The sequence below is a fragment of the Aquabacter sediminis genome (genome assembly GCF_028863665.1).
Classification (GTDB): domain Bacteria; phylum Pseudomonadota; class Alphaproteobacteria; order Rhizobiales; family Xanthobacteraceae; genus L1I39.
In genome coordinates, this window is sequence record NZ_JARBFX010000001.1 from 501,335 (window position 1) to 519,665 (window position 18,331).

The window sequence follows — 18,331 nt, forward strand, 5'->3', positions numbered from 1 at the left end:
GCGCGCGACGCGAGGCCCAAGGTGCGGGGCGCGCGGGCGGGCCTCATGCTCAGGACGCCACGGGCACGCTCGCGCCCGTGGCTGAATGGCCGAAGGGAAGATGCGCTGGGCGCGCGTATCAACGGGACGTCCGGATCACCTGAATATCCAGGTCCCGGATTTTCTTGCGCAGCGTGTTGCGGTTGAGGCCCAACAGCTCCGCCGCCTTGATCTGGTTGCCCCGGGTGGCCGCCAGCGCCGCCGACAGGAGTGGATATTCCACGTCCCGCAGGATGCGGTGATAGAGGCCGGGCGGGGGCAGATCCTCCCCGAAGCCGCCGAAATAGGTGTTGAGGTGGCGCTCGACGGAGGCGCCCAGCGTGGCGTCGACCGGACCTTCCTCGGACAGGGCGCTGGGTTGGGGCTCGGAGAGTTCCGCCTCGATGATGGAGGTGGTGATGATCTCCTGCGGATAGAGCGCGGCGAGGCGCCGCACCAGGTTTTCCAGTTCGCGCACATTGCCCGGCCAGCGATAGCGCTTCAGGCGGTCGAGGGCCGCCACATCGATCTGCTTGGCCGGCAGGCCTTCCCGCTCGGCCTGGAGGAAGAAGTGGCGCACCAGGTCCGGCACGTCCTCGGAGCGCTCGCGCAGCGGCGGCAGGCGCAGAGGCACAACGTTGAGGCGGAAGAACAGGTCCTCGCGGAACAGGCCCTGCTGGATGAGGGTCCGCAAATCCTTGTTGGTGGCAGCGATGATCCGCACATCCGTCTTGATGGGCGTACGGCCGCCCACGGTCGTGTATTCGCCCTGCTGGAGAACGCGCAGGAGGCGGGTCTGCGCCTCCATGGGCATGTCGCCAATCTCGTCCAGGAACAGCGTGCCGCCTTCGGCCTGCTCGAAGCGGCCGGGATTGCGGGTGGTGGCCCCGGTGAACGAGCCCTTCTCGTGGCCGAACAGTTCGCTCTCGATCAGGTCGCGCGGGATGGCGGCCATGTTGATGGCGACAAAGGGTCCGGAACGCCGCTTGCCGTAATCGTGCAGCGCGCGCGCCACCAGCTCCTTGCCGGTGCCGCTTTCGCCCGCGATCATCACCGTGAGGTCGGTCTGCATGAGGCGGGCGAGCAGGCGATAGATTTCCTGCATGGCGGGCGAACGGCCCACCAGCGGGATATTCTCGTTCTCCTCCAGGCCATGCGCCCGGTGGTCCGCCTTCTTGGGCTCCGCCAAAGCGCGGCCGACGATGGAGATCAGCTCCTTCAGGTCGAAGGGCTTGGGCAGATATTCGTACGCGCCGCGCTCGGAGGCCCGGATGGCGGTCATGAACGTGTTCTGCGCGCTCATGACGATGACCGGCAGGTCCGGCCGTGCCTTCTTAATGCGCGGCAGCAGGTCGAAGGCATTCTCGTCCGGCATCACCACGTCGGTGATGACGAGATCGCCATCACCCTGGCTGACCCAGCGCCACAATGTGGCGGCGTTGCCGCAGCTGCGCACCTCGTAGCCGGCGCGCGATAGCGCTTGGTTGAGCACCGTGCGGATCGCGGCGTCGTCGTCGGCGACCAGGATGCTTCCGGTGGGCATGGATACCTCAGTTCTGGTCAGAGGCGGCGCTCTTGCCGCGATACATGGGCAGGAGCACGCGGAAGGTGGTGCGGCGGGGCTGGCTGTCACATTCGACGATACCGCCATGGTCGCCGATGATCTTCGCCACCAATGCAAGGCCGAGGCCACTGCCGGTGGGCTTGGTGGTCACGAACGGGTCGAACAGATGGGGCAGCAGGTCGTCCGGCACGCCCTTGCCATTGTCCCGGACGCAGAATTCCAGCGGCAGGCTGACCCGCGAGGAGGCGCCGGGAACAGTGAGCCGCACGCCGGGGCGGAAAGCGGTGGTCAGCTGGATTTCGCCGTCCGTGTCCGGCTCGATGGCCTCGGCGGCATTCTTCACCAGGTTCAGGAACACCTGGATCAGTTGGTCGCGATTGGCCAGCACCGGCGGCAAGGAGGGGTCGTATTCCTCGACGAAGCGGATGTGGCGGGCAAAGCCGGACGAGGCCAGCGTGCGCACATGCTCCAGCACCGCATGGATGTTGACCGGTTCCCGCTCAATGGGTCGCTCGTCGGAGAAGACCTCCATGCGGTCCACCAGCTTCACGATGCGATCCGCCTCGTCGCAGATGAGGCGGGTGAGCGCCCGGTCCTCGTCGCCCGCCGACTGTTCCAGAAGCTGAGCCGCGCCGCGAATGCCGGAAAGCGGGTTCTTGATCTCGTGCGCCAGCATGGAAGCGAGCGCGCTCACCGAGCGGGCGGCGCCGCGATGGGTGAGCTGGCGGTCCATCTTGTCGGCGATGGTGCGCTCCTGAAGCATCACCACCACATGGCCGGGTCGCTCGGCGACCGGAGCCACATGAATGTCCACCACCCGCTCGGTGCCATTGCGCGGCGTGCCCAGGTCCACGCGATATTCGTTCACCGGGGCGCCGCGTGCCCGCACCTGATCTATCAGCCCCAGAAGGGGCGTGCCAAAGGGCAGGAACTCGGCGAAGGCCCGCCGGCGCAGCACCGGAAGGCTGACCTCGAAAAAGGCTTCGGCCGCCACATTGGCATCCACGATCTGCCCGGTCTCGGAGAGCGTGACCACCGGATGGGGCACCGAATCCAGGATGGCGCGGGTAAATCCCGCATCGGGCTCGGGGCGGCGCTTCATCTCGGCTTTCATGCGGCAGCCCTCCAGCTGAGATCGTCATAGGCATCCACGATGCCAGCCTTGACCATGTTCGGATCCTCCATGGTCAGAAGGCGGGCACGCCACGCCTTCACCCATTCCGCCGGACGGCAAGCACTGTGCGCACCGGCCTCAAGCGCCCAACCCACATGTTTGCGTGCCTGCCGCACGCCGAGCGCGGTGCCATAGAGGGACAGCCAACCGTCGAACAGCTCCAGCAGGACGTCCCGCTGCTCAGCCAGGGGCGGCTCGGCGGGCTCCACGCCGGTGGCGAGGAAGGATGCCACCCGGCCCGGAAACCAGGGCCGTCCCTGTGCGCCGCGCCCGATCATCACTCCATCCGCGCCGGAGGCGTCGAGCATGGCGGTGGCGTGGGCGCAGCAGGTCAGGTCGCCATTGGCAATCACGGGAATGGCCACCGCATCCTTCACCGCCCGGATCGCGGCCCAATCGGCCGCTCCCGTATAGAATTGGCAGCGGGTGCGGCCATGAATGGTGACGAGGCTGATCCCGATCTCCTGTGCGAGGCGCGCCAGACGCGGTGCGACAGTTTCGCTGCCGTCCCATCCAAGCCGAGTCTTCAGCGTGACCGGCACCCCGACCGCCGACCGCACGGCTTCAAGGATCGCCACCGCCAGCGGCACGTCCCGCAGCAGGGCCGACCCCGCCGCGCCCGTGGTCACGCGCTTGGCGGGGCAACCCATATTGATGTCGATGATGTCGGCGCCCTGTCCGGCCGCGAATCGCGCCGCCTCGGCCATCCAGCGGGGATCATTTCCGGCGAGTTGAACCGCATGGAGCGCGTCGCCTGAGCGGGCGGTCTTCAGGTTCATCTCCGCATGGCCGTCGAGCAAGGCTTCGCTTGCCACCATCTCGGACACGACGAGGCCCGCCCCATAGCGCAGGGCCATCTCGCGCACGGGGGCGTCGGTGATGCCGGCCATAGGGGCGAGCAGGACCGGGTTCGGCAGCGCATGCGGGCCGATTCGCACGGGAGAAGAAGAAAGACGCGCTTTTGCTTGCACAGAAATTAGGCCACCTAACGAGTGCCTACATTCTAGACATTCATTCTGCCCATGCAAGGGCATGCTGAACGAATGGGCGAATGGGAGTTCCGGCGGGGCGCATTCGACGGCTGGAAGCCTCCGTCTTTCCCCTTGCGCGGAGCGTGTGGCGGCTGTTCAAGGGGCGGACTTTTGTGCCGGGAATGGACCATCGGTTATGCAATGTGCCGTCATCATCGTGGCCGCCGGACGCGGCTCCCGGATGGGCGGGGACGTGCCGAAGCAATACCGCACGCTGAACGGCGAGAGCGTCATGCGCCGCGTGCTGCGGCTTTTTTGCGACCATTCGGCCATTGCCAAGGTCCAGGTGGTGATTCACCCGGACGATGCAGCCCTCTTCGCCGAAGCCGGCGACGGCCTGCCCAAGCTGCTTCCACCCGTGCCCGGCGGCGCCCAGCGGCAGGATTCGGTGCGGGCAGGCCTTCAGGCGCTGGCGCTCCATGCCCCGGACGTGGTGCTCGTCCACGATGCCGCTCGCCCCTTTACGTCGACTGCCCTCATCCATCGGGCGGTGGAGGCCGGCGCGCGCTTCGGCGCTGCCGTCCCCGGCGTTCCCGTGACCGACACCATCAAGATCGTCGACGACAAGAACCAGGTTACAGCCACGCCGCCCCGCGGACACCTGCGCGCCGTCCAGACCCCCCAGGCCTTCCAGTATGGAGCCCTGCGCGCCGCACATCTGCGGGCCGAGGCCGAAAAGGTCGGCGGCCTGACCGACGATGCGGCGGTCATGGAATGGGCGGGTCACGCCGTAACCGTCTTTGAAGGGGAGACCAGCAACGTGAAGCTCACCCATCCCGAGGATCTCGCCCGCACGGGCGGTTCGCGTGCCCTCACCGATGTGCGCACCGGCACCGGCTTCGACGTCCACGCTTTCGGCCCCGGCGACCATGTGATGCTGGGCGGCATTGCCCTGCCCTTCGACAAGGGCCTGGACGGGCATTCAGACGCAGACGTCGGGCTCCACGCCCTGACCGATGCGATCCTGGGCGCCTTGTGCGATGGCGATATCGGCGCCCATTTCCCACCCTCCGACCCTCAATGGAAGGGCGCCACCTCCGATCGCTTCCTCGCCTTCGCGGCTGAGAAGGTAAGGGCGCGGGGCGGGCGCATCGCCCATCTCGACCTCACCCTGATCTGCGAGGCACCCAAGATCGGCCCGCACCGCGAACCCATGCGGGCGCGGATCGCGCAGATTGCCGGGGTGCGCGTGGAGCGGGTGAGCGTGAAGGCCACCACCACGGAGAAACTTGGCTTCGCCGGCCGCCGGGAAGGCATCGCCGCCATGGCCGCCGCCACCATCCGCCTGCCGGAGGACGAGGCATGATCGACGCCGACATCTATGCCGCTGCCGAGCGGGTTCTGAGCGCCTGTCGCGCCGGCGGCCTCACCCTCGCCACCGCCGAATCCTGCACGGGCGGGCTCGTGGCCGGCGCCCTCACTGCCGTGCCGGGCTCGTCCGACGTGGTGGATCGGGGGTTCGTGACCTATTCCAACGCCGCCAAGATGCAGATGATCGACGTGCCCGAGGCGACGCTGGCCGCTCATGGTGCGGTGAGCGAGGAGACCGCTCGCGCCATGGCGGAAGGTGCCCTCGCTGCCGCCGGCGTCGGCGTCAGCGTCGCCATTACGGGCGTCGCGGGGCCGGGTGGAGGATCGGCGGAGAAGCCGGTGGGCCTCGTCCATTTCGCCAGCGCCCGCAAAGGCGGCGTCACGCGCCACCGGGAGATGCGCTTCGGCCCGCTCAGCCGCGACGAGATTCGCCGGCGTTCGGTGCTGGTTGCCCTCGAGATGCTGGCGGAGGCCGCGGCCTGACGGCTCAAACGCTCTCGGCGTAGCGCTCGTAGGCCACTTCGACTGTGAGGATGTGGGCGCGCATGGCGGTGGCGGCCTCGACCTTGTCACCGCGCAGGATGGCGGTGACCACCTTGTCATGCTCCGCATAGGACAAAGCGAGGCGGCCGAGATTGCGAAACTGCGCTCGGCGGAAGGGCTGGAGGCGGGCGCGGGTGGCCAGCGTCAACTCGCAAAGATAGTCGTTATGGGCACCACTATATAAAAACGTGTGGAAGCGGTCGTTCAGGAAGGTGTAGTGGGTCTCGTCGCCGCGCCGGGTGAGATCGGCCAGATCCGCATGGATCGCCTGGAGTTGCCCGCGCTCGGAGGGGGTCATGTGAACGGCGCACAGGCCCGCGCACAGGGCCTCCAGTTCCGCCATCACCTCGAACATGCCGCGCAGCCGGTCGAGGGTGGGCTTGGCCACCAAGGCGCTGCGATGGGGCCGTGTTTCCACCAGGCCGGATGCCGCAAGATCGCGGATCACCTCACGCACCGGCGTGCGCGAGACGCCATAGCGCTTGGCGATGTCCATCTCTTCCAGCGGGGTGCCCGGCGCGATGCGACCGCGCACGATGTCGTCGGCAATCTGGAGCCGCAATTCCTCCGTGCGGGTCACCGCGCGGACCGCAGCGCGGCGGCGACGGGTGCGGGACGGCCGCTCAGCAGCAACAGGGGATGGGGCGAGGACGGTCATGATACGCCAAACGTAATGGGATTCTTCGAGGAGGCGAAGCGCGGGCCATAACGGAGCCGCGCGTCGCAGCACATTCAGATGGGGTCGGGAATGACGCTCACATGGGCCGCCACGACCCGCCAGCCCTCGGGAAAGCGCACCCAGGTCTGCTGCTGGCGACCAATCTTGCCGGGCGCACTCTCGCGCACGAAAAGCGTGGAGGCCACGGCCATGTCATGGCCATAAGCGGTGATGACGGTGCGCTGGCGCTCACGCATGAGCCCCACCGGCGAGCGGGCGCGGCGGAAGGCGCGGATTTCGTCCATGCCGTAGAGGTTCTCTCCCCCGCCATAGCGGATGGTGGCGGAGTGGTCGTGGAAGAGCGCCTCCAGCGTCTCCACGTCATTGGTCACAAGGGCTTGTTCGTATCGCTCGAAGGCGGCCGTGACCTCGGCCACCACGTCGGGAAGGTTGATTTCCACGCTTGTCCTCACAGCTTGGCCACCGGAGCCCGGCAGACACCCGCCTGCCAGAGCGCCTCGGCAACACGCAACACGACATCCTCGCGCCAGGGCGCGCCGATCACCTGCACCCCGAGCGGCAGCCCCTCGTCCAGCCACACCGGCACCGCCGCCACCGGCAGGCCGATGAAGGAGATGGGCTGGGTGAAAATCCCGAGATTGGGACGCACCAGCATGGTCTCGCCATCCAGAACGAACATCCTCTGCCCGAGTTCCGGCGCCCGGCACGGCGTCGAGGGGGCAAGGATCACATCCACCTCCTCGAACAGCTTGAGCACCTGCGCCCGATAGACCCGCCGGAACTTCTGGGCCGCCGTCGTCCAGGCAGCGGGAATGGCAAGGCCCGCAATCAGCCGGTCGCGCACGGCGGGGTCATAGTCGCCCGCGCGCGCGTGAAGACGGCCGGCATGAAGGGCGGCGCCGTCCGCCGCTGTGATCACATAGGCGGCAGCCCGGGCGCGCGCCGCCTCGGCGATCTCCACGGTGCGGGTGGCACCAAGAACGGCCGCCACCGCATCCACGGCGGCAAAGGCTTCCGGCATCCCCTTGGCGCGAAAATAGCCACCGGCCACCGCCACCTTGAGCCCGCCCAGGCCCTCCGAAAGACGCGTGGCGGTGGGCTCGAAGGGCCGGGGCGTGAGGCACGGATCGGCCGGGTCCTCCCCCTGCATGGCATCATAGGCCAGCGCCAGGTCCTGCGGGCAGCGGGCGAAGGGGCCGAGATGATCGAAAGCCGAGACGAAGGGAAAGGTGCGGGCGCGGGAGAGGCGGCCATAGGTGGGCTTCAGCCCGAAGATGCCGCACAGGGCCGAGGGCACCCGGATGGAGCCGTTGGTGTCGGACCCAAGTGCCAGCGGCACTTCGCCCGCCGCCACGGCCGCCCCCGAACCGCCGGAGGAGCCGCCGGACATATGGCCCAGCGAATGCGGATTGCGAGACGGGCCGTCATGGGCATTTTCACCCGTAAAATCATAGGCATATTCGCCCATATTCAAGCCACCAACGAGGATGGCGTCCGCCGCCTCGAGACGCTCCACCAAGGTGGAATCCTGGGTGGCCGGAGCGTGGGTACGGTTGATGAGCGACCCGGCGCGGGTGGGCAGGCCGGCAATGTCGAACAGGTTCTTCACCGCAAAGGGCACGCCCGCGAGGCGCCCCAGTTCGCGACCGGCGGCGCGGGCGGCATCCACAGCATCCGCCTTGGCGCGGGCGCGCTCCATGGTGACGTCGGTGAAGGCATTCACCTGCGGCTCCAGCGCGGCGATGCGCTGGAGGCTCGCCTCCAGCACCGCGCGGGCGCTGACCTGGCCGGATTTCACTGCGGCCGCGATCTCATGGGCGGGCGCGGTGGCGAAGGCGGACGCATCCGTCTGGGGCGGCGCGGGTGCGGCCGCATCGAAAGGCTCAAGCATCAGGGCGCTCCGCTCTCAGGACCGATAAACCGGCGCGGGATCGCACTCATCGCCCACGTCATAGGCCATGACGAAGGCGGCGGCGTCCGCAATGTTGCGCAGATAGGCCATGGCTTCCCGGTGCCATTCCGGCTCCACGGAAAGGGCGAAGACCCCGATGGCGCCATCCAGGAGGCGCTCCAGATCGCGCTCCTCGACGACGCTCTCCTTGGTGGCTGGCACGGGCGTGAGGGGATCGGACATCCGCGTCTCCTTGGGACGGGCGGGAAGGGAAGGCAGGCAAGACGAGGCCCCGGCGTCACACCGGGGGATGGGGAATGGCGGCGATCAGTTCACGGGTATAGGCGTCCTTGGGCGCCTCCAGCACCTGGTCGGAGGTGCCCTCCTCCACCACCCGGCCCTGGCGCATCACGATCACCCGGTCGCAGAGCAGCTTCACCACATGCAGGTCGTGGGACACGAACAGATAGCTCATGCCCAGGGTCTGCTTGAGCTCTTCCAGCAGGTTGAGCACCACCGCCTGCACGGACACGTCAAGCGCGGCCGTGGGCTCGTCGAGGATCACGAGATCGGGCTTCAGGGCAATGGCGCGGGCGATGCCCACGCGCGCCTTCTGGCCGCCGGAAAGCTGGTGGGGAAAGCGGTCCAAGAGGTCGCCCGGCAGGCCGGCCATGGCGGCCAGTTCCTCCACCTTGGCCCGCAACGCCGCCCCGCCGGACATGCCGCCCATGCGCAGCAGGGGATCGGCAATGGCGCGTGCGGCCGTATAGCGGGGATTGAGGCTTTCAGTCGGGTCCTGGAACACCATCTGGATGCGGCGACGCATGGGATGATGGGCAAATTCCCGGGCGGGTATGGCGCCGATATCCTCGCCATCGAAGGTGATGCGCCCGGCGGTGGGGTCGATGAGGCGCATGACGATGGTGGAGGTGGTGGACTTGCCGCAGCCGCTCTCGCCGACGAGGCCGACGCTCTCCCCCTTCTTGACCTCGAAGGAGATGCCATCCACCGCCTTGAAGATCATTTCCTCGCGCGGCGGCTTCTGGCCGATGAGGCCCTTGAGGAAGGCCACCGGTGCACCCTGGCGGGGATATTCCTTGACGAGGCTTTCCACCTTGAGAAGTGGCGGCCCGCTGGCGGCAACGGTGGCGGCGGTGGGCGCTGGAGCAGCACCCGCCTCCCCTTCCGGCAACAGGTCCTTCAGCGTGATGCCCGGCCGCGGCGTCGCCCGCATCAGCTTGCGCGTATAGGGATGCTGAGGATTGCGGAAGATGCGCTCGGCGGGCGCCGTCTCCACCACCTCGCCCTTTTCCATCACCATCACGGTGTCGCAATAGGTGGCGGCCAGGCCGAGGTCATGGGTGATGAGAATCGTGGACATGCCCCGCGCGCGGGTCAGTTCCGTCACCAGGTCCATCACCGCCTTCTGGGTGGTCACGTCGAGGCCGGTGGTGGGCTCGTCGGCGATCATGAGCTGCGGCCGGCAGGCGAGCGCGAGTGCGATGACGATGCGCTGGCACATCCCTCCCGAAAGCTCGAACGGATAGGCGTGGTAGCGCTCCTCCGGCCGGGCGATCCGCACCTGCTTGAGGATGTCGATGACCTTCTCCTCCACGTTGGAGGGCTGCGCCTGGAGATGGTGCAGCAGCACGTCGCCGATCTGGTGCCCCACCTTGCGGATGGGGTTGAGCGCGGCGCGCGGGTTCTGGAAGATCATGGACATTTCGCGCCCGCGCAGGTCGCGCATCTGGCGCTCGGGGGCGTCCGCAATGTCGATGCCCGAGAAGGTGATGGAGCCCTGCGCGATGCGCCCGGCCCGGTCGAGGATGCGCATGACCGTATAGGAGGTGACGGACTTGCCCGAGCCGCTCTCCCCAACGATGCCCAGGGTCTCGCCCTTGGCCACCGTGAGGTTCACGTGCTTGACCGCCTTTACGATGCCCTTGCGGGTGGCAAACTCCACCGTCAGGTCGCGGACTTCCAGCAGCGGGCCCTTGGGGGTCTCTCCGGCAAGCGCCGCGGTGGCAGGATCGATGACGCCATGCATGGTCGCCTCCCTCAGGTGCGGCGCTGGGGATCGACGATGTCGCGCAGACCATCGCCCAGCAGGTTGAAGCAGAAAACGGCGAACATCAGCGCTAGGCCCGGAAACAGGGCGATCCACCATTCGCCGGAAATGATGTAGGTGGCGCCCTCCGCCACCATGATGCCCCACTCCGCCGTGGGTGGGCGCACACCCAAGCCGATGAAGGACAGGCCGGCGGCATTGAGGATGGCGTAGCCCATGGTCAGTGACATCTGCACCATCATGATGGGCATGATGTTGGGCAGGATCTGCGTGAGCATGATCCGCCATTCGCCGTTGCCGGTGAGTCGCGCCGCCTGCACGAAGCCTGCTTGGCGGCGGATCGCCGCCTCGGCGCGGGCGACGCGGGCATAAAGCGGGAAGTTGATGATGGCGGTGGCAATGACGATGTTGGTCACCGTATTGCCCAGCGCCGCCACGATGCCCATGGCCAGCACGAAGAGTGGAAAGGCCATGATGGTGTCGGAGATGCGCCCGACGATCCGGTCGGTCCATCCGCCGAAGAAACCTGCCGCGATGCCGGCTATGCCGCCCACCGCGAACACCAGGGCCACCGAAAAGACGGCGATGGCCAGGTCGAGCCGTGTCGCCACCACCACGCGGGAGAAGATGTCACGGCCCAGTTGGTCCGTCCCAAACCAATGGGCCCAGGAAGGCGCCTGCAAGGCGATCTTGGTGTCGCTGGCCAGCGGATCATAGGGAACCACATAGGGGCCGATGAGCGCGGCAAGGATCAGGACCACCGCCATGCCGAACGCAAGCCCGGTGACCGGATTGTCCGAGATCACATACTGGGCGTGCTTCAGGGTGGCGACGAGCGGGCTCTGGCTGCGGGACGGCCCAGGGGCGTCTGCGGGATTTGCGAGGGTCATGCTTCGCTCCGGGCGCGCGGATCGATGATGCCGTAGGCAATATCGATCACCAGGTTGAGGGCGACATAGAGGATGGCCATGGCGAGCACGAAGCCCTGCACCGGCGCGTAATCGGAGGTGATGAGCGCCTCCACCGCGTAGGAACCGATGCCCGGCCAGGCGAACACCTTCTCCACCAGCACGTTCGCGCCCAGCAGGAAGGAGAACACCATGCCGAGCGTGGTGATGACCGGCAGCAGGGCGTTCCGGAACGCATAGACGATGATGACCTTGTAGGGGGTCAGTCCCGCCGCCCGGGCCGTGCGCACGAATTCGGAGGACAGCACCGAGAGCATGGAGGCGCGGGTCATGCGGGCGATGGGGGCGAGCGCGAAGATGGCCAGCGTCAGCGCCGGGATCACCAATTGGGCCAGGGCGGCACGAAAGGTCTCGAAATCCCCGGCGATCAGGCTGTCGAGGACGAAGAAGCCCGTGACATCGTTCGGCGCCGTGGCAAAGGCATCGAGCCGGCCCAACGGCGCGGGTGCCCATCCAAGCTTGAAATAGAACACATAGACCAGCAGCAGGCCGGTGAAGAAGACCGGCAGCGAGACGCCCGCCGTGGTGATGACGCGGCAGGCATGGTCAATCCATGACCCCTGCTTCACAGCCGCGGCAATGCCGAAGGGTATGGCGATGGCCAGCGCCAGGATGAGGCCGGACAACGTGAGTTCCGCAGACGCCGGCAGGCGGGTGGCGATCTCGTGGGCGACCGGCTGGCCGGTGGAAAGCGAGGTGCCCAGGTCCCCCTTCGCTAGGGCGCCCACATAATCCATGAACTGCTCGGGCAGCGACTTGTCCAGGCCGAGCTTGGTGCGGATCTCGGCGATGGCCTGCGGCGTGGCGGCGGGGCCTGCGAAATAGGCAGCCGTGTCACCCGGCAGCACCCGTGTGAGCAGGAAGGTCACGATCACCACGCCGATGAGGCTTGGGATCGCGGTGGCGAGGCGACTGGCGATCAGCTTGAGCATGACGGCCTTCTCCTGATGGCGCGCGGGGCGCCTCGGTCCGGTGGCGGAAAGAGATGAAGCAAACTTGGCGCCAGCTTGCGCCGGGGCGACGAGGCGAGTGGCCGGTGGGGAGAGGCAAGGTGGCAGGCGCCCCCCGGGGTCGCCCCGGCCTGCACGCCGCGCCCCTCCCCGTCCGCGATCAGCTCTTCTGGAAGGTCGCGTAGTTCAGGCGGCGGTGGAACCAGTACTGGTACCCCGACACATTCTTCTGCATGGCGACGTTCACGTAAGGCTGGAACAGCGGGATGCGCGGCACGTCGGCAAAGGCGAGGTCCACCATGCCCTTGATGTCCGCATCATAGGCGGCCTTGTCGCCGTTTGCTGCGGCGGAACGGGCGCCGTCGATGAAGGCGTCCATGGCCTTGGACTGGTAGCTCATGGTGTTGAACACGGAATTGTTGCCGTGATAACACCAGAAGAAGAAGTATTCTGGATAATCGAGCCAGCCCGAGAAAACGTTCGTGAAGAGCGGCATCACCTTCTTGTTCAACTCGGTGCGCCAGTTGGCGCCCGGGATCTTGTTGATGGTGGTCTTGATGCCGATCTGAGCCAGATTTTCCTGAACCAGAACGCAAAGCGGCTCATTGACGCCAGCAAAGCCGAGGTCGAAGGAAATCTCGGTCTCGAACCCGTCGGGATAACCCGCTTCCGCCAGCAGCGCCTTCGCCTTGGCCAGATCGGTGGTGTACTTGGTGGGCTGCGGCCAGGCGACCTGGGTCTGATAGTCGGCGGGGGCGCCATACATGGGCTTGGAGAGGCCGAACAGCACGGCGTCCATGATCTTCTGGTAGGGCATGGCATAGGCCATGGCCTGGCGCACCTTCACATTGTCGAAGGGCGGCTTGGTGACGTTCATGCCCATATATTGGAGGCCGTTGGAATACGGCGTGGAGATGATGGTGAGCTTGCCGCTCTCCTTCAGCTCGACGAAGTCCTTGTTGGGCAGGTCGTAGGACACGTCCGCATCGCCCCGCTCCAGGAGCGCGCGCCGGTTGCCGGCGGATGGCACCATGCGCCAGATGATGCGCTTCATCTTGGGCACGCCGCCCACCCACTTGTCATTGCGCTCGAAGATGACTTCGGTGCCGGGGGTCCACTTCGTCACCTTGTAGGGGCCGGAGCCCGCCGTGTTCTGCTTGGTATATTCGAGGCCCCAGGGATCCTTCTCCGTGGCGTTCTTCTTCACCAGCTCCGAATTGTAGATGGATGGCACGATCACCGCGAGATCGGGAATGGTGAGCCGATCCTTGCGGATGAAGTCGATCCGCACCGTGCGATCATCCACCACCACGAATTGCTCGGGCTTCTCCAGCGAACCGGCCTTCATCTGGAAGGTGGGGAAGCCGCCCACGGAGACGGCGCGGTCCAGCGACCACTTCACATCCTTGGCTGTGATGGGGGTGCCGTCATGGAAGACGATGTCCTTCTTCAGCTTGAAGGTCACCGACATGTCGCCGAGGATCATCTCCTCGGCCAGCTGGCCCTCGAATTTGTCGCGGTCGTAATAGGGGGTGCCGTTCACGTCCTTCATGGGATGGGTGATCAGCCGGTCATAGGTGTTCCAGGCCACCTCGTACCCCGGCACGTTCGTGCCCACGCCCTGAATGTCCAGATTGTTAGGTCCACTCTCTGAAACGATCAAAAGAGTCTCTGCGCGACCCTGCGCCTCGGCGGGCGAGAACACCGCAGGCGCAGCCACAGACCCGGTGGCAAGCGCAGTGACGGAGGCGGACTTCATGAACTCACGGCGATTCATCGGCAGGTCCCCTTCTGGAAAGGCATGCCCCTCCCCATTCAAGCACCGTGCCAATTGCATACGAATTTTTGATATATGATATTTTTCAGTGACTTAGATTGGATAAGATAACCATCCAAACCGCAGGCGATTGCCGAATTTGCCCATTTTATATTCAAATTTGAGCACATTGCATGCAGAATGACGCAAATCAAAGGGCGCTCGTTTGTGCATCCGCTCTGTCACGCAGCCCAGATCGGGCGCGATTGAAAGGGCGGCCCGACACCCGAAGCGTCGAACCGTCAGACTGAGGGAGTGTCGGCGGGGGTCTTCGCGGCCGCCAGTTCCGCCATATGCTCGGCCATCAGCCGGCGATAACGCGCGGTGGAGATCGGCAGAAGGGCGAGATAGATCAGGCTGCACACGGCCAGCACCACCCACGGGTAACTGGCGAGCAGCCCAGCGAACAGCGCGAAAAGCACGAACAGCGGCAACACCATGTCCTTGCGCACGCGCTTTCCCAGCGTCTTGCCGGACCATGCCGGCACCTTGGAGATCATCAGCACACCGATGCCCAGGCAGTAGATAAGCGCCACTGGCGCGCTCATGACCCCGTGGGGTACGCCGATCAGCTCCAGATACACAGGCAGCAGCACCGTGATGGCGCCGGCCGGCGCTGGCACACCGGTGAAGAAGTCGGCGGTAAAGGCGGGCCGGTTCGGATCATCCAGCATCACGTTGAAGCGGGCCAGGCGCAGTGCCGCGCAGATGGCGAAGATCAGCGCGCCGATCCAGCCGATGGAGCCCACCTGGTCGAGGCCCCACATGTAGAGGATGAGGGCCGGTGCACAGCCGAAATTCACGAAGTCCGCCAGGCTGTCCAGCTCCGCCCCGAACTTGGAGGTGCCCTTCAGCGCCCGTGCCAGCCGCCCGTCCACGCCGTCCAGGATGGCGGCGAAGACGATGGCGGCAAGCGCCAGCTCCATCCGGCTCTCGATGGCCATGCGCACTGCCGTGAGGCCGGAGCACAAGGCAAGAAGCGTGACGAGATTCGGCAGCAACACGCGCAGCGGGATGCGACCGATGCGGCCGAACCGCGGCGGGGGCTCACCTTCGGGATCGAGCGGCTGGAACGGCGTGGTCATGGGCCCCTCAGCTCACGCGATAGGCAGTGTCGCGGGTGGAGCCCGCCAGAAGGTCGGCGATCACCGTCTCGCCCGCCGTGGTCAGCTGGCCTTCGGCCACCTGCACCTTCGTCCCCACCGGCAGATAGACATCGACGCGCGAACCGAAGCGGATCAGGCCGAAGCGCTCGCCCGCGCCCATCTCCTCGCCCTCGCGCACGAAGCAGACAATGCGACGGGCGATAAGGCCGGCAATCTGCACGCAGCCGATGGCCCCGAAGGCGGTGCCGAAGATCAGCCCATTGCGCTCATTGTCCTCGCTCGCCTTGTCGAGATCGGCATTGAGAAAGATGCCCGGCTTATAGGCCACCTTCAGCACCCGCCCGTTCACCGGTGCGCGGTTCACGTGCACGTTGAAGACGTTCATGAAGATGGAGACCCGCAGCAGCGGCGTGTCGGAGAGGTCGAGCTCGCGCGGCGGCACCGCCAGGGCGATCTGCGAGATGCGCCCGTCGGCCGGGGCCACCACGAGGCCCTCCCGGATCGGGGTCACGCGGGGCGGATCGCGGAAGAACAAGGCGGTCCAGATGGCCAGCCCCACGGCAATCATGCCGAAGAAGGTCGACACGGACAGAAGTCCGGCGGCGATCACCACGGCGATGGCGATGAAGGGATAGCCTTCCCGATGGATCGGCACGAGGCTCTTGCGGATCGAGTCGACGATGGACACGCAAATCTCCGAATGGCGCGCGCAAGCGGCGGCGCGCTGGGCAACAGGTAGTCACCCCCTGCCCCGCCGTCAAATGGCGATGCGCCGCGAGGCGGCTGGACCTCAGGCCACATTCCGGCTTTCGCTCTCCGGATCATCCTCGAATGGGTCCTGGCGGGCCGCCTTTGCAGAACCCTCATCGCTCCCGGCGGGGGTGGGGGCCGGCGTGCTGGCGGCGTCCGCCGCGAGCAAGCGCTCGCGGGCCTCATCCGCTTCCCGCTGACGATGCCAGAGCGCGGCGTAAAGCCCGCCGCGCGCGAGCAACTCTGCATGGCTGCCGCGCTCGGCCACCTGCCCCTTGTCCAGCACCAGGATCTCGTCCGCGCCCACCACCGTGGACAGGCGATGGGCGATGACGATGGTGGTCCGGCCCTGGGACACCTTGTCGAGGGCGTCCTGGATCTCGCGCTCGGTGTGACTGTCGAGAGCCGAGGTCGCCTCGTCCAGGATGAGGATGGGCGGTGCCTTCAGGATGGTGCGGGCGATGGCCACCCGCTGCTTCTCGCCACCCGACAGCTTCAGCCCGCGCTCGCCCACCTCGGTGCGATAGCCTTTCGGGGTGGCGCTGATGAAGGCGTCGATCCGGGCGAGGCGCGCGGCCTCTTCCACCTCGGCGTCGCTGGCATCCTGGCGGCCATAGCGGATGTTGTAGGCAATTGTGTCGTTGAACAGGACGGTGTCCTGGGGAACCATGCCGATGGCGGCCCGCAGGCTCTCCTGCGTCACGTCGCGGATGTCCTGGCCATCCACGGTGATGCGGCCGGACGAGACGTCGTAGAAGCGGAACATGAGGCGGGAAATGGTGCTCTTGCCCGCGCCCGACGAACCGACAATGGCGAGCGTCCGCCCCGCCGGCACCTCGAAGGACACCCCCTTCAGGATCTCGCGGTCCCCTTCATAGGAGAAGCGCACATCCTCGAACCGGACCGTCCCGCCATGAATGGCGAGCGGCAGGGCGCCGGGCTTGTCCTCCACCTCGGGCTCGCGCACCAGCACCGCGAACATGGCCTCGATATCCACGATGGCCTGCTTGATCTCGCGATAGATCATGCCGAGGAAGTTCAGGGGCGTGTAAAGCTGGATCATCATGGCATTGACCATGACGAACCCGCCGACGCTCTGGCGTCCGGCGCGCACATCGAAGGCGGCGAGCACCATGGTGCCCGTCAGGCCCAAGGTGAAGATGAAGGCCTGCCCGGCATTCAGCCACGCGAGCGAAGTGAAGGTGCGCACGGTGGCATTCTCATAGCGCGCCACGGACCGGTCATAGCGCGCCGTCTCCCACCGGTCGGCGCCGAAATATTTCACCGTCTCGTAATTGAGCAGGCTATCCACGGCCTTGGTGTTGGCCTCGGTGTCGCTCTCATTCATGTCCCTGCGGATGGAAATGCGCCATTCGCTCGCGACATAGGTGAACCACGTATAGAGCCCCACCGTTGCCGCCACGACCGCCACGTAGCGCCAGTCAAAGGCGAACATAAGCACCACGAGCACCAGCACCATCTCCACGATGGTGGGGGCGAGCTGGAGCACCAGCATGCGCACGATGGTCTCAATGGCGTTGCGCGCCCGCTCCAGAACCCGCGTCAGCCCACCGGTCTTGCGCTCAAGATGGAAGCGCAGCGACAAAGCATGCATGTGGGCGAAGGTCTCGAGCGCAAGCCGCCGCACCGCATTCAGCGCCACCTTGGCGAAAATGCCGTCGCGCAGCTGCGTCACCCCCGCCATGACGATGCGCGAGCCACCATAGGCCACGGTGAGCACCACCGGCGCCGCCAGCAGCCAGGCGATATCCGGCCCGTCCTTCTGGCCGTCCGGAACGGCGGCGAGCGCGTCGGTTGCCCATTTGAAGAAGAAGGGCACGGCAAGGGTGGCGAACTTCGCCAGGAACAGGAGCGCCAGCGTGATCAGAACACGGGCGCGCAGATCCGGCCTGCCCTCCGGCCACAGATAGGGCCACAGGGCACGCAGTGTGCCGGCAAGGGTGCCGCCGGGCAGCACCAGGGACTTCATGCGCGCGGGCGCGCCAGAAACCGGCTGCTTCGGCCGCGAGGACAGATCAGACATGGGCACCTACGGGTGATCGGGCGAAGGAGCGGCCTCTGCGGAAAGGTCGGCCCCGTAAAGGCAAGAGGAAGACGGCAGAAGGCGCTCGAACAGCGCGGAAAGCTCGGCACGCAGCTGCTCGATGGCCTCCCGGTCGGCGCAATAGCAGGAGCGCTGCCCCGCCGGCGCGCTTGTTACGAGCCCCGCCTCCAACAGGATCTTTATATGTTGCGAGACAGTCGATTGCGCCAGGGGCAAGCCGGCGACGATCTCCCCGCAGACACAGCGATCCCGCGCCGCGAGGGTGGCGAGCACCTTCAAGCGCGCGGGATGGGCAAGTGCCCGCAGCCGGGCGGCCAGCGCTTCAAAATCGACGGTTTCATCCATAGATATGGGAGATGACGCATTCATCGTTCATCGGCGATAGACGATGGCCCTG

General features: G+C 66.5%; 17 protein-coding genes. 2 read left to right on the forward strand and 15 right to left on the reverse strand.

Going from position 1 to position 18,331, the window contains the following annotated elements:
- Positions 1-118 precede the first annotated feature (118 nt).
- Genes ntrC through dusB form a run of 3 tightly spaced genes read right to left on the reverse strand, consistent with a single transcriptional unit; the run spans position 119 to position 3,694 of the window.
- Positions 119-1,561 (reverse strand): nitrogen regulation protein NR(I), encoded by a 1,443-nt coding sequence (ntrC, locus tag PV781_RS02310; RefSeq protein ID WP_274774006.1) that lies wholly within the window; start codon positions 1,559-1,561, stop codon positions 119-121.
- Positions 1,562-1,568: 7 nt separating this feature from the next.
- The gene (locus PV781_RS02315) at positions 1,569-2,696 is read right to left on the reverse strand and encodes a two-component system sensor histidine kinase NtrB (RefSeq protein WP_274774007.1); all 1,128 of its coding nucleotides are present in this window, start codon (positions 2,694-2,696) and stop codon (positions 1,569-1,571) included.
- The gene (gene dusB / locus PV781_RS02320) at positions 2,693-3,694 is read right to left on the reverse strand and encodes a tRNA dihydrouridine synthase DusB (protein ID WP_274774008.1); all 1,002 of its coding nucleotides are present in this window, start codon (positions 3,692-3,694) and stop codon (positions 2,693-2,695) included. The genes PV781_RS02315 and dusB overlap by 4 nt, the downstream gene beginning before the upstream one ends.
- Before the next feature lie 229 nt (positions 3,695-3,923).
- On the opposite strand from dusB, the gene PV781_RS02325 reads away from it, so the two are divergent.
- Positions 3,924-5,093 carry a bifunctional 2-C-methyl-D-erythritol 4-phosphate cytidylyltransferase/2-C-methyl-D-erythritol 2,4-cyclodiphosphate synthase gene (locus PV781_RS02325; RefSeq protein WP_274774009.1) on the forward strand — a complete coding sequence of 390 codons (1,170 nt, stop codon included), beginning with the start codon at positions 3,924-3,926 and terminating at the stop codon, positions 5,091-5,093.
- A complete protein-coding gene (locus tag PV781_RS02330; RefSeq protein ID WP_274774010.1) occupies positions 5,090-5,581 on the forward strand; it encodes a CinA family protein in 492 nt (163 codons plus the stop codon). The genes PV781_RS02325 and PV781_RS02330 overlap by 4 nt, the downstream gene beginning before the upstream one ends.
- A 4-nt stretch (positions 5,582-5,585) precedes the next feature.
- Here PV781_RS02330 and PV781_RS02335 read toward each other — a convergent pair whose 3' ends face one another.
- From PV781_RS02335 to PV781_RS02390, 12 genes are all read right to left on the reverse strand, one after another.
- Positions 5,586-6,299 (reverse strand): GntR family transcriptional regulator, encoded by a 714-nt coding sequence (locus tag PV781_RS02335; RefSeq protein WP_274774011.1) that lies wholly within the window; start codon positions 6,297-6,299, stop codon positions 5,586-5,588.
- A gap of 74 nt (positions 6,300-6,373) precedes the next feature.
- Positions 6,374-6,760 (reverse strand): oxalurate catabolism protein HpxZ, encoded by a 387-nt coding sequence (gene hpxZ / locus PV781_RS02340; RefSeq protein ID WP_274774012.1) that lies wholly within the window; start codon positions 6,758-6,760, stop codon positions 6,374-6,376.
- Positions 6,761-6,768: 8 nt separating this feature from the next.
- Positions 6,769-8,211 carry an AtzE family amidohydrolase gene (locus PV781_RS02345; protein WP_274774013.1) on the reverse strand — a complete coding sequence of 481 codons (1,443 nt, stop codon included), beginning with the start codon at positions 8,209-8,211 and terminating at the stop codon, positions 6,769-6,771.
- 15 nt (positions 8,212-8,226) lie between these two features.
- A complete protein-coding gene (locus PV781_RS02350) occupies positions 8,227-8,454 on the reverse strand; it encodes an AtzG-like protein (protein WP_274774014.1) in 228 nt (75 codons plus the stop codon).
- Between the two features lie 55 nt (positions 8,455-8,509).
- Entirely contained in the window at positions 8,510-10,258 is a 1,749-nt protein-coding gene (locus PV781_RS02355) for a dipeptide ABC transporter ATP-binding protein (protein ID WP_274774015.1), read from the reverse strand.
- A gap of 11 nt (positions 10,259-10,269) precedes the next feature.
- Entirely contained in the window at positions 10,270-11,169 is a 900-nt protein-coding gene (locus PV781_RS02360; protein WP_274774016.1) for an ABC transporter permease, read from the reverse strand.
- A complete protein-coding gene (locus tag PV781_RS02365) occupies positions 11,166-12,179 on the reverse strand; it encodes an ABC transporter permease (protein WP_274774017.1) in 1,014 nt (337 codons plus the stop codon). The genes PV781_RS02360 and PV781_RS02365 overlap by 4 nt, the downstream gene beginning before the upstream one ends.
- A 178-nt stretch (positions 12,180-12,357) precedes the next feature.
- Positions 12,358-13,974 carry an ABC transporter substrate-binding protein gene (locus PV781_RS02370; protein ID WP_274774018.1) on the reverse strand — a complete coding sequence of 539 codons (1,617 nt, stop codon included), beginning with the start codon at positions 13,972-13,974 and terminating at the stop codon, positions 12,358-12,360.
- A gap of 281 nt (positions 13,975-14,255) precedes the next feature.
- On the reverse strand, positions 14,256-15,098 hold the full coding sequence (gene pssA / locus PV781_RS02375) for a CDP-diacylglycerol--serine O-phosphatidyltransferase (protein ID WP_274774019.1): 843 nt from the start codon (positions 15,096-15,098) through the stop codon (positions 14,256-14,258).
- A 7-nt stretch (positions 15,099-15,105) separates the two neighbouring features.
- Entirely contained in the window at positions 15,106-15,807 is a 702-nt protein-coding gene (locus PV781_RS02380) for a phosphatidylserine decarboxylase (protein WP_274774020.1), read from the reverse strand.
- Between the two features lie 102 nt (positions 15,808-15,909).
- Positions 15,910-17,913 (reverse strand): ABCB family ABC transporter ATP-binding protein/permease, encoded by a 2,004-nt coding sequence (locus tag PV781_RS02385; RefSeq protein ID WP_425532342.1) that lies wholly within the window; start codon positions 17,911-17,913, stop codon positions 15,910-15,912.
- Between the two features lie 6 nt (positions 17,914-17,919).
- Positions 17,920-18,279 carry an ArsR/SmtB family transcription factor gene (locus PV781_RS02390; protein ID WP_274774021.1) on the reverse strand — a complete coding sequence of 120 codons (360 nt, stop codon included), beginning with the start codon at positions 18,277-18,279 and terminating at the stop codon, positions 17,920-17,922.
- Positions 18,280-18,331: the final 52 nt, after the last annotated feature.

Bases quoted from the DNA above. Each gene is read 5' to 3' on its own strand.
- PV781_RS02330 (WP_274774010.1), top strand. From the start codon at position 5,090: ATGATCGACGCCGACATCTATGCCGCTGCCGAGCGGGTTCTGAGCGCC.
- PV781_RS02345 (WP_274774013.1), bottom strand. From the start codon at position 8,211: ATGCTTGAGCCTTTCGATGCGGCCGCACCCGCGCCGCCCCAGACGGAT.
- pssA (WP_274774019.1), bottom strand. From the start codon at position 15,098: ATGACCACGCCGTTCCAGCCGCTCGATCCCGAAGGTGAGCCCCCGCCG.
- PV781_RS02350 (WP_274774014.1), bottom strand. From the start codon at position 8,454: ATGTCCGATCCCCTCACGCCCGTGCCAGCCACCAAGGAGAGCGTCGTC.
- PV781_RS02360 (WP_274774016.1), bottom strand. From the start codon at position 11,169: ATGACCCTCGCAAATCCCGCAGACGCCCCTGGGCCGTCCCGCAGCCAG.
- PV781_RS02335 (WP_274774011.1), bottom strand. From the start codon at position 6,299: ATGACCGTCCTCGCCCCATCCCCTGTTGCTGCTGAGCGGCCGTCCCGC.
- ntrC (WP_274774006.1), bottom strand. From the start codon at position 1,561: ATGCCCACCGGAAGCATCCTGGTCGCCGACGACGACGCCGCGATCCGC.
- PV781_RS02365 (WP_274774017.1), bottom strand. From the start codon at position 12,179: ATGCTCAAGCTGATCGCCAGTCGCCTCGCCACCGCGATCCCAAGCCTC.
- PV781_RS02325 (WP_274774009.1), top strand. From the start codon at position 3,924: ATGCAATGTGCCGTCATCATCGTGGCCGCCGGACGCGGCTCCCGGATG.
- PV781_RS02385 (WP_425532342.1), bottom strand. From the start codon at position 17,913: ATGTCTGATCTGTCCTCGCGGCCGAAGCAGCCGGTTTCTGGCGCGCCC.
- PV781_RS02355 (WP_274774015.1), bottom strand. From the start codon at position 10,258: ATGCATGGCGTCATCGATCCTGCCACCGCGGCGCTTGCCGGAGAGACC.
- PV781_RS02370 (WP_274774018.1), bottom strand. From the start codon at position 13,974: ATGAATCGCCGTGAGTTCATGAAGTCCGCCTCCGTCACTGCGCTTGCC.
- PV781_RS02390 (WP_274774021.1), bottom strand. From the start codon at position 18,279: ATGGATGAAACCGTCGATTTTGAAGCGCTGGCCGCCCGGCTGCGGGCA.
- PV781_RS02315 (WP_274774007.1), bottom strand. From the start codon at position 2,696: ATGAAAGCCGAGATGAAGCGCCGCCCCGAGCCCGATGCGGGATTTACC.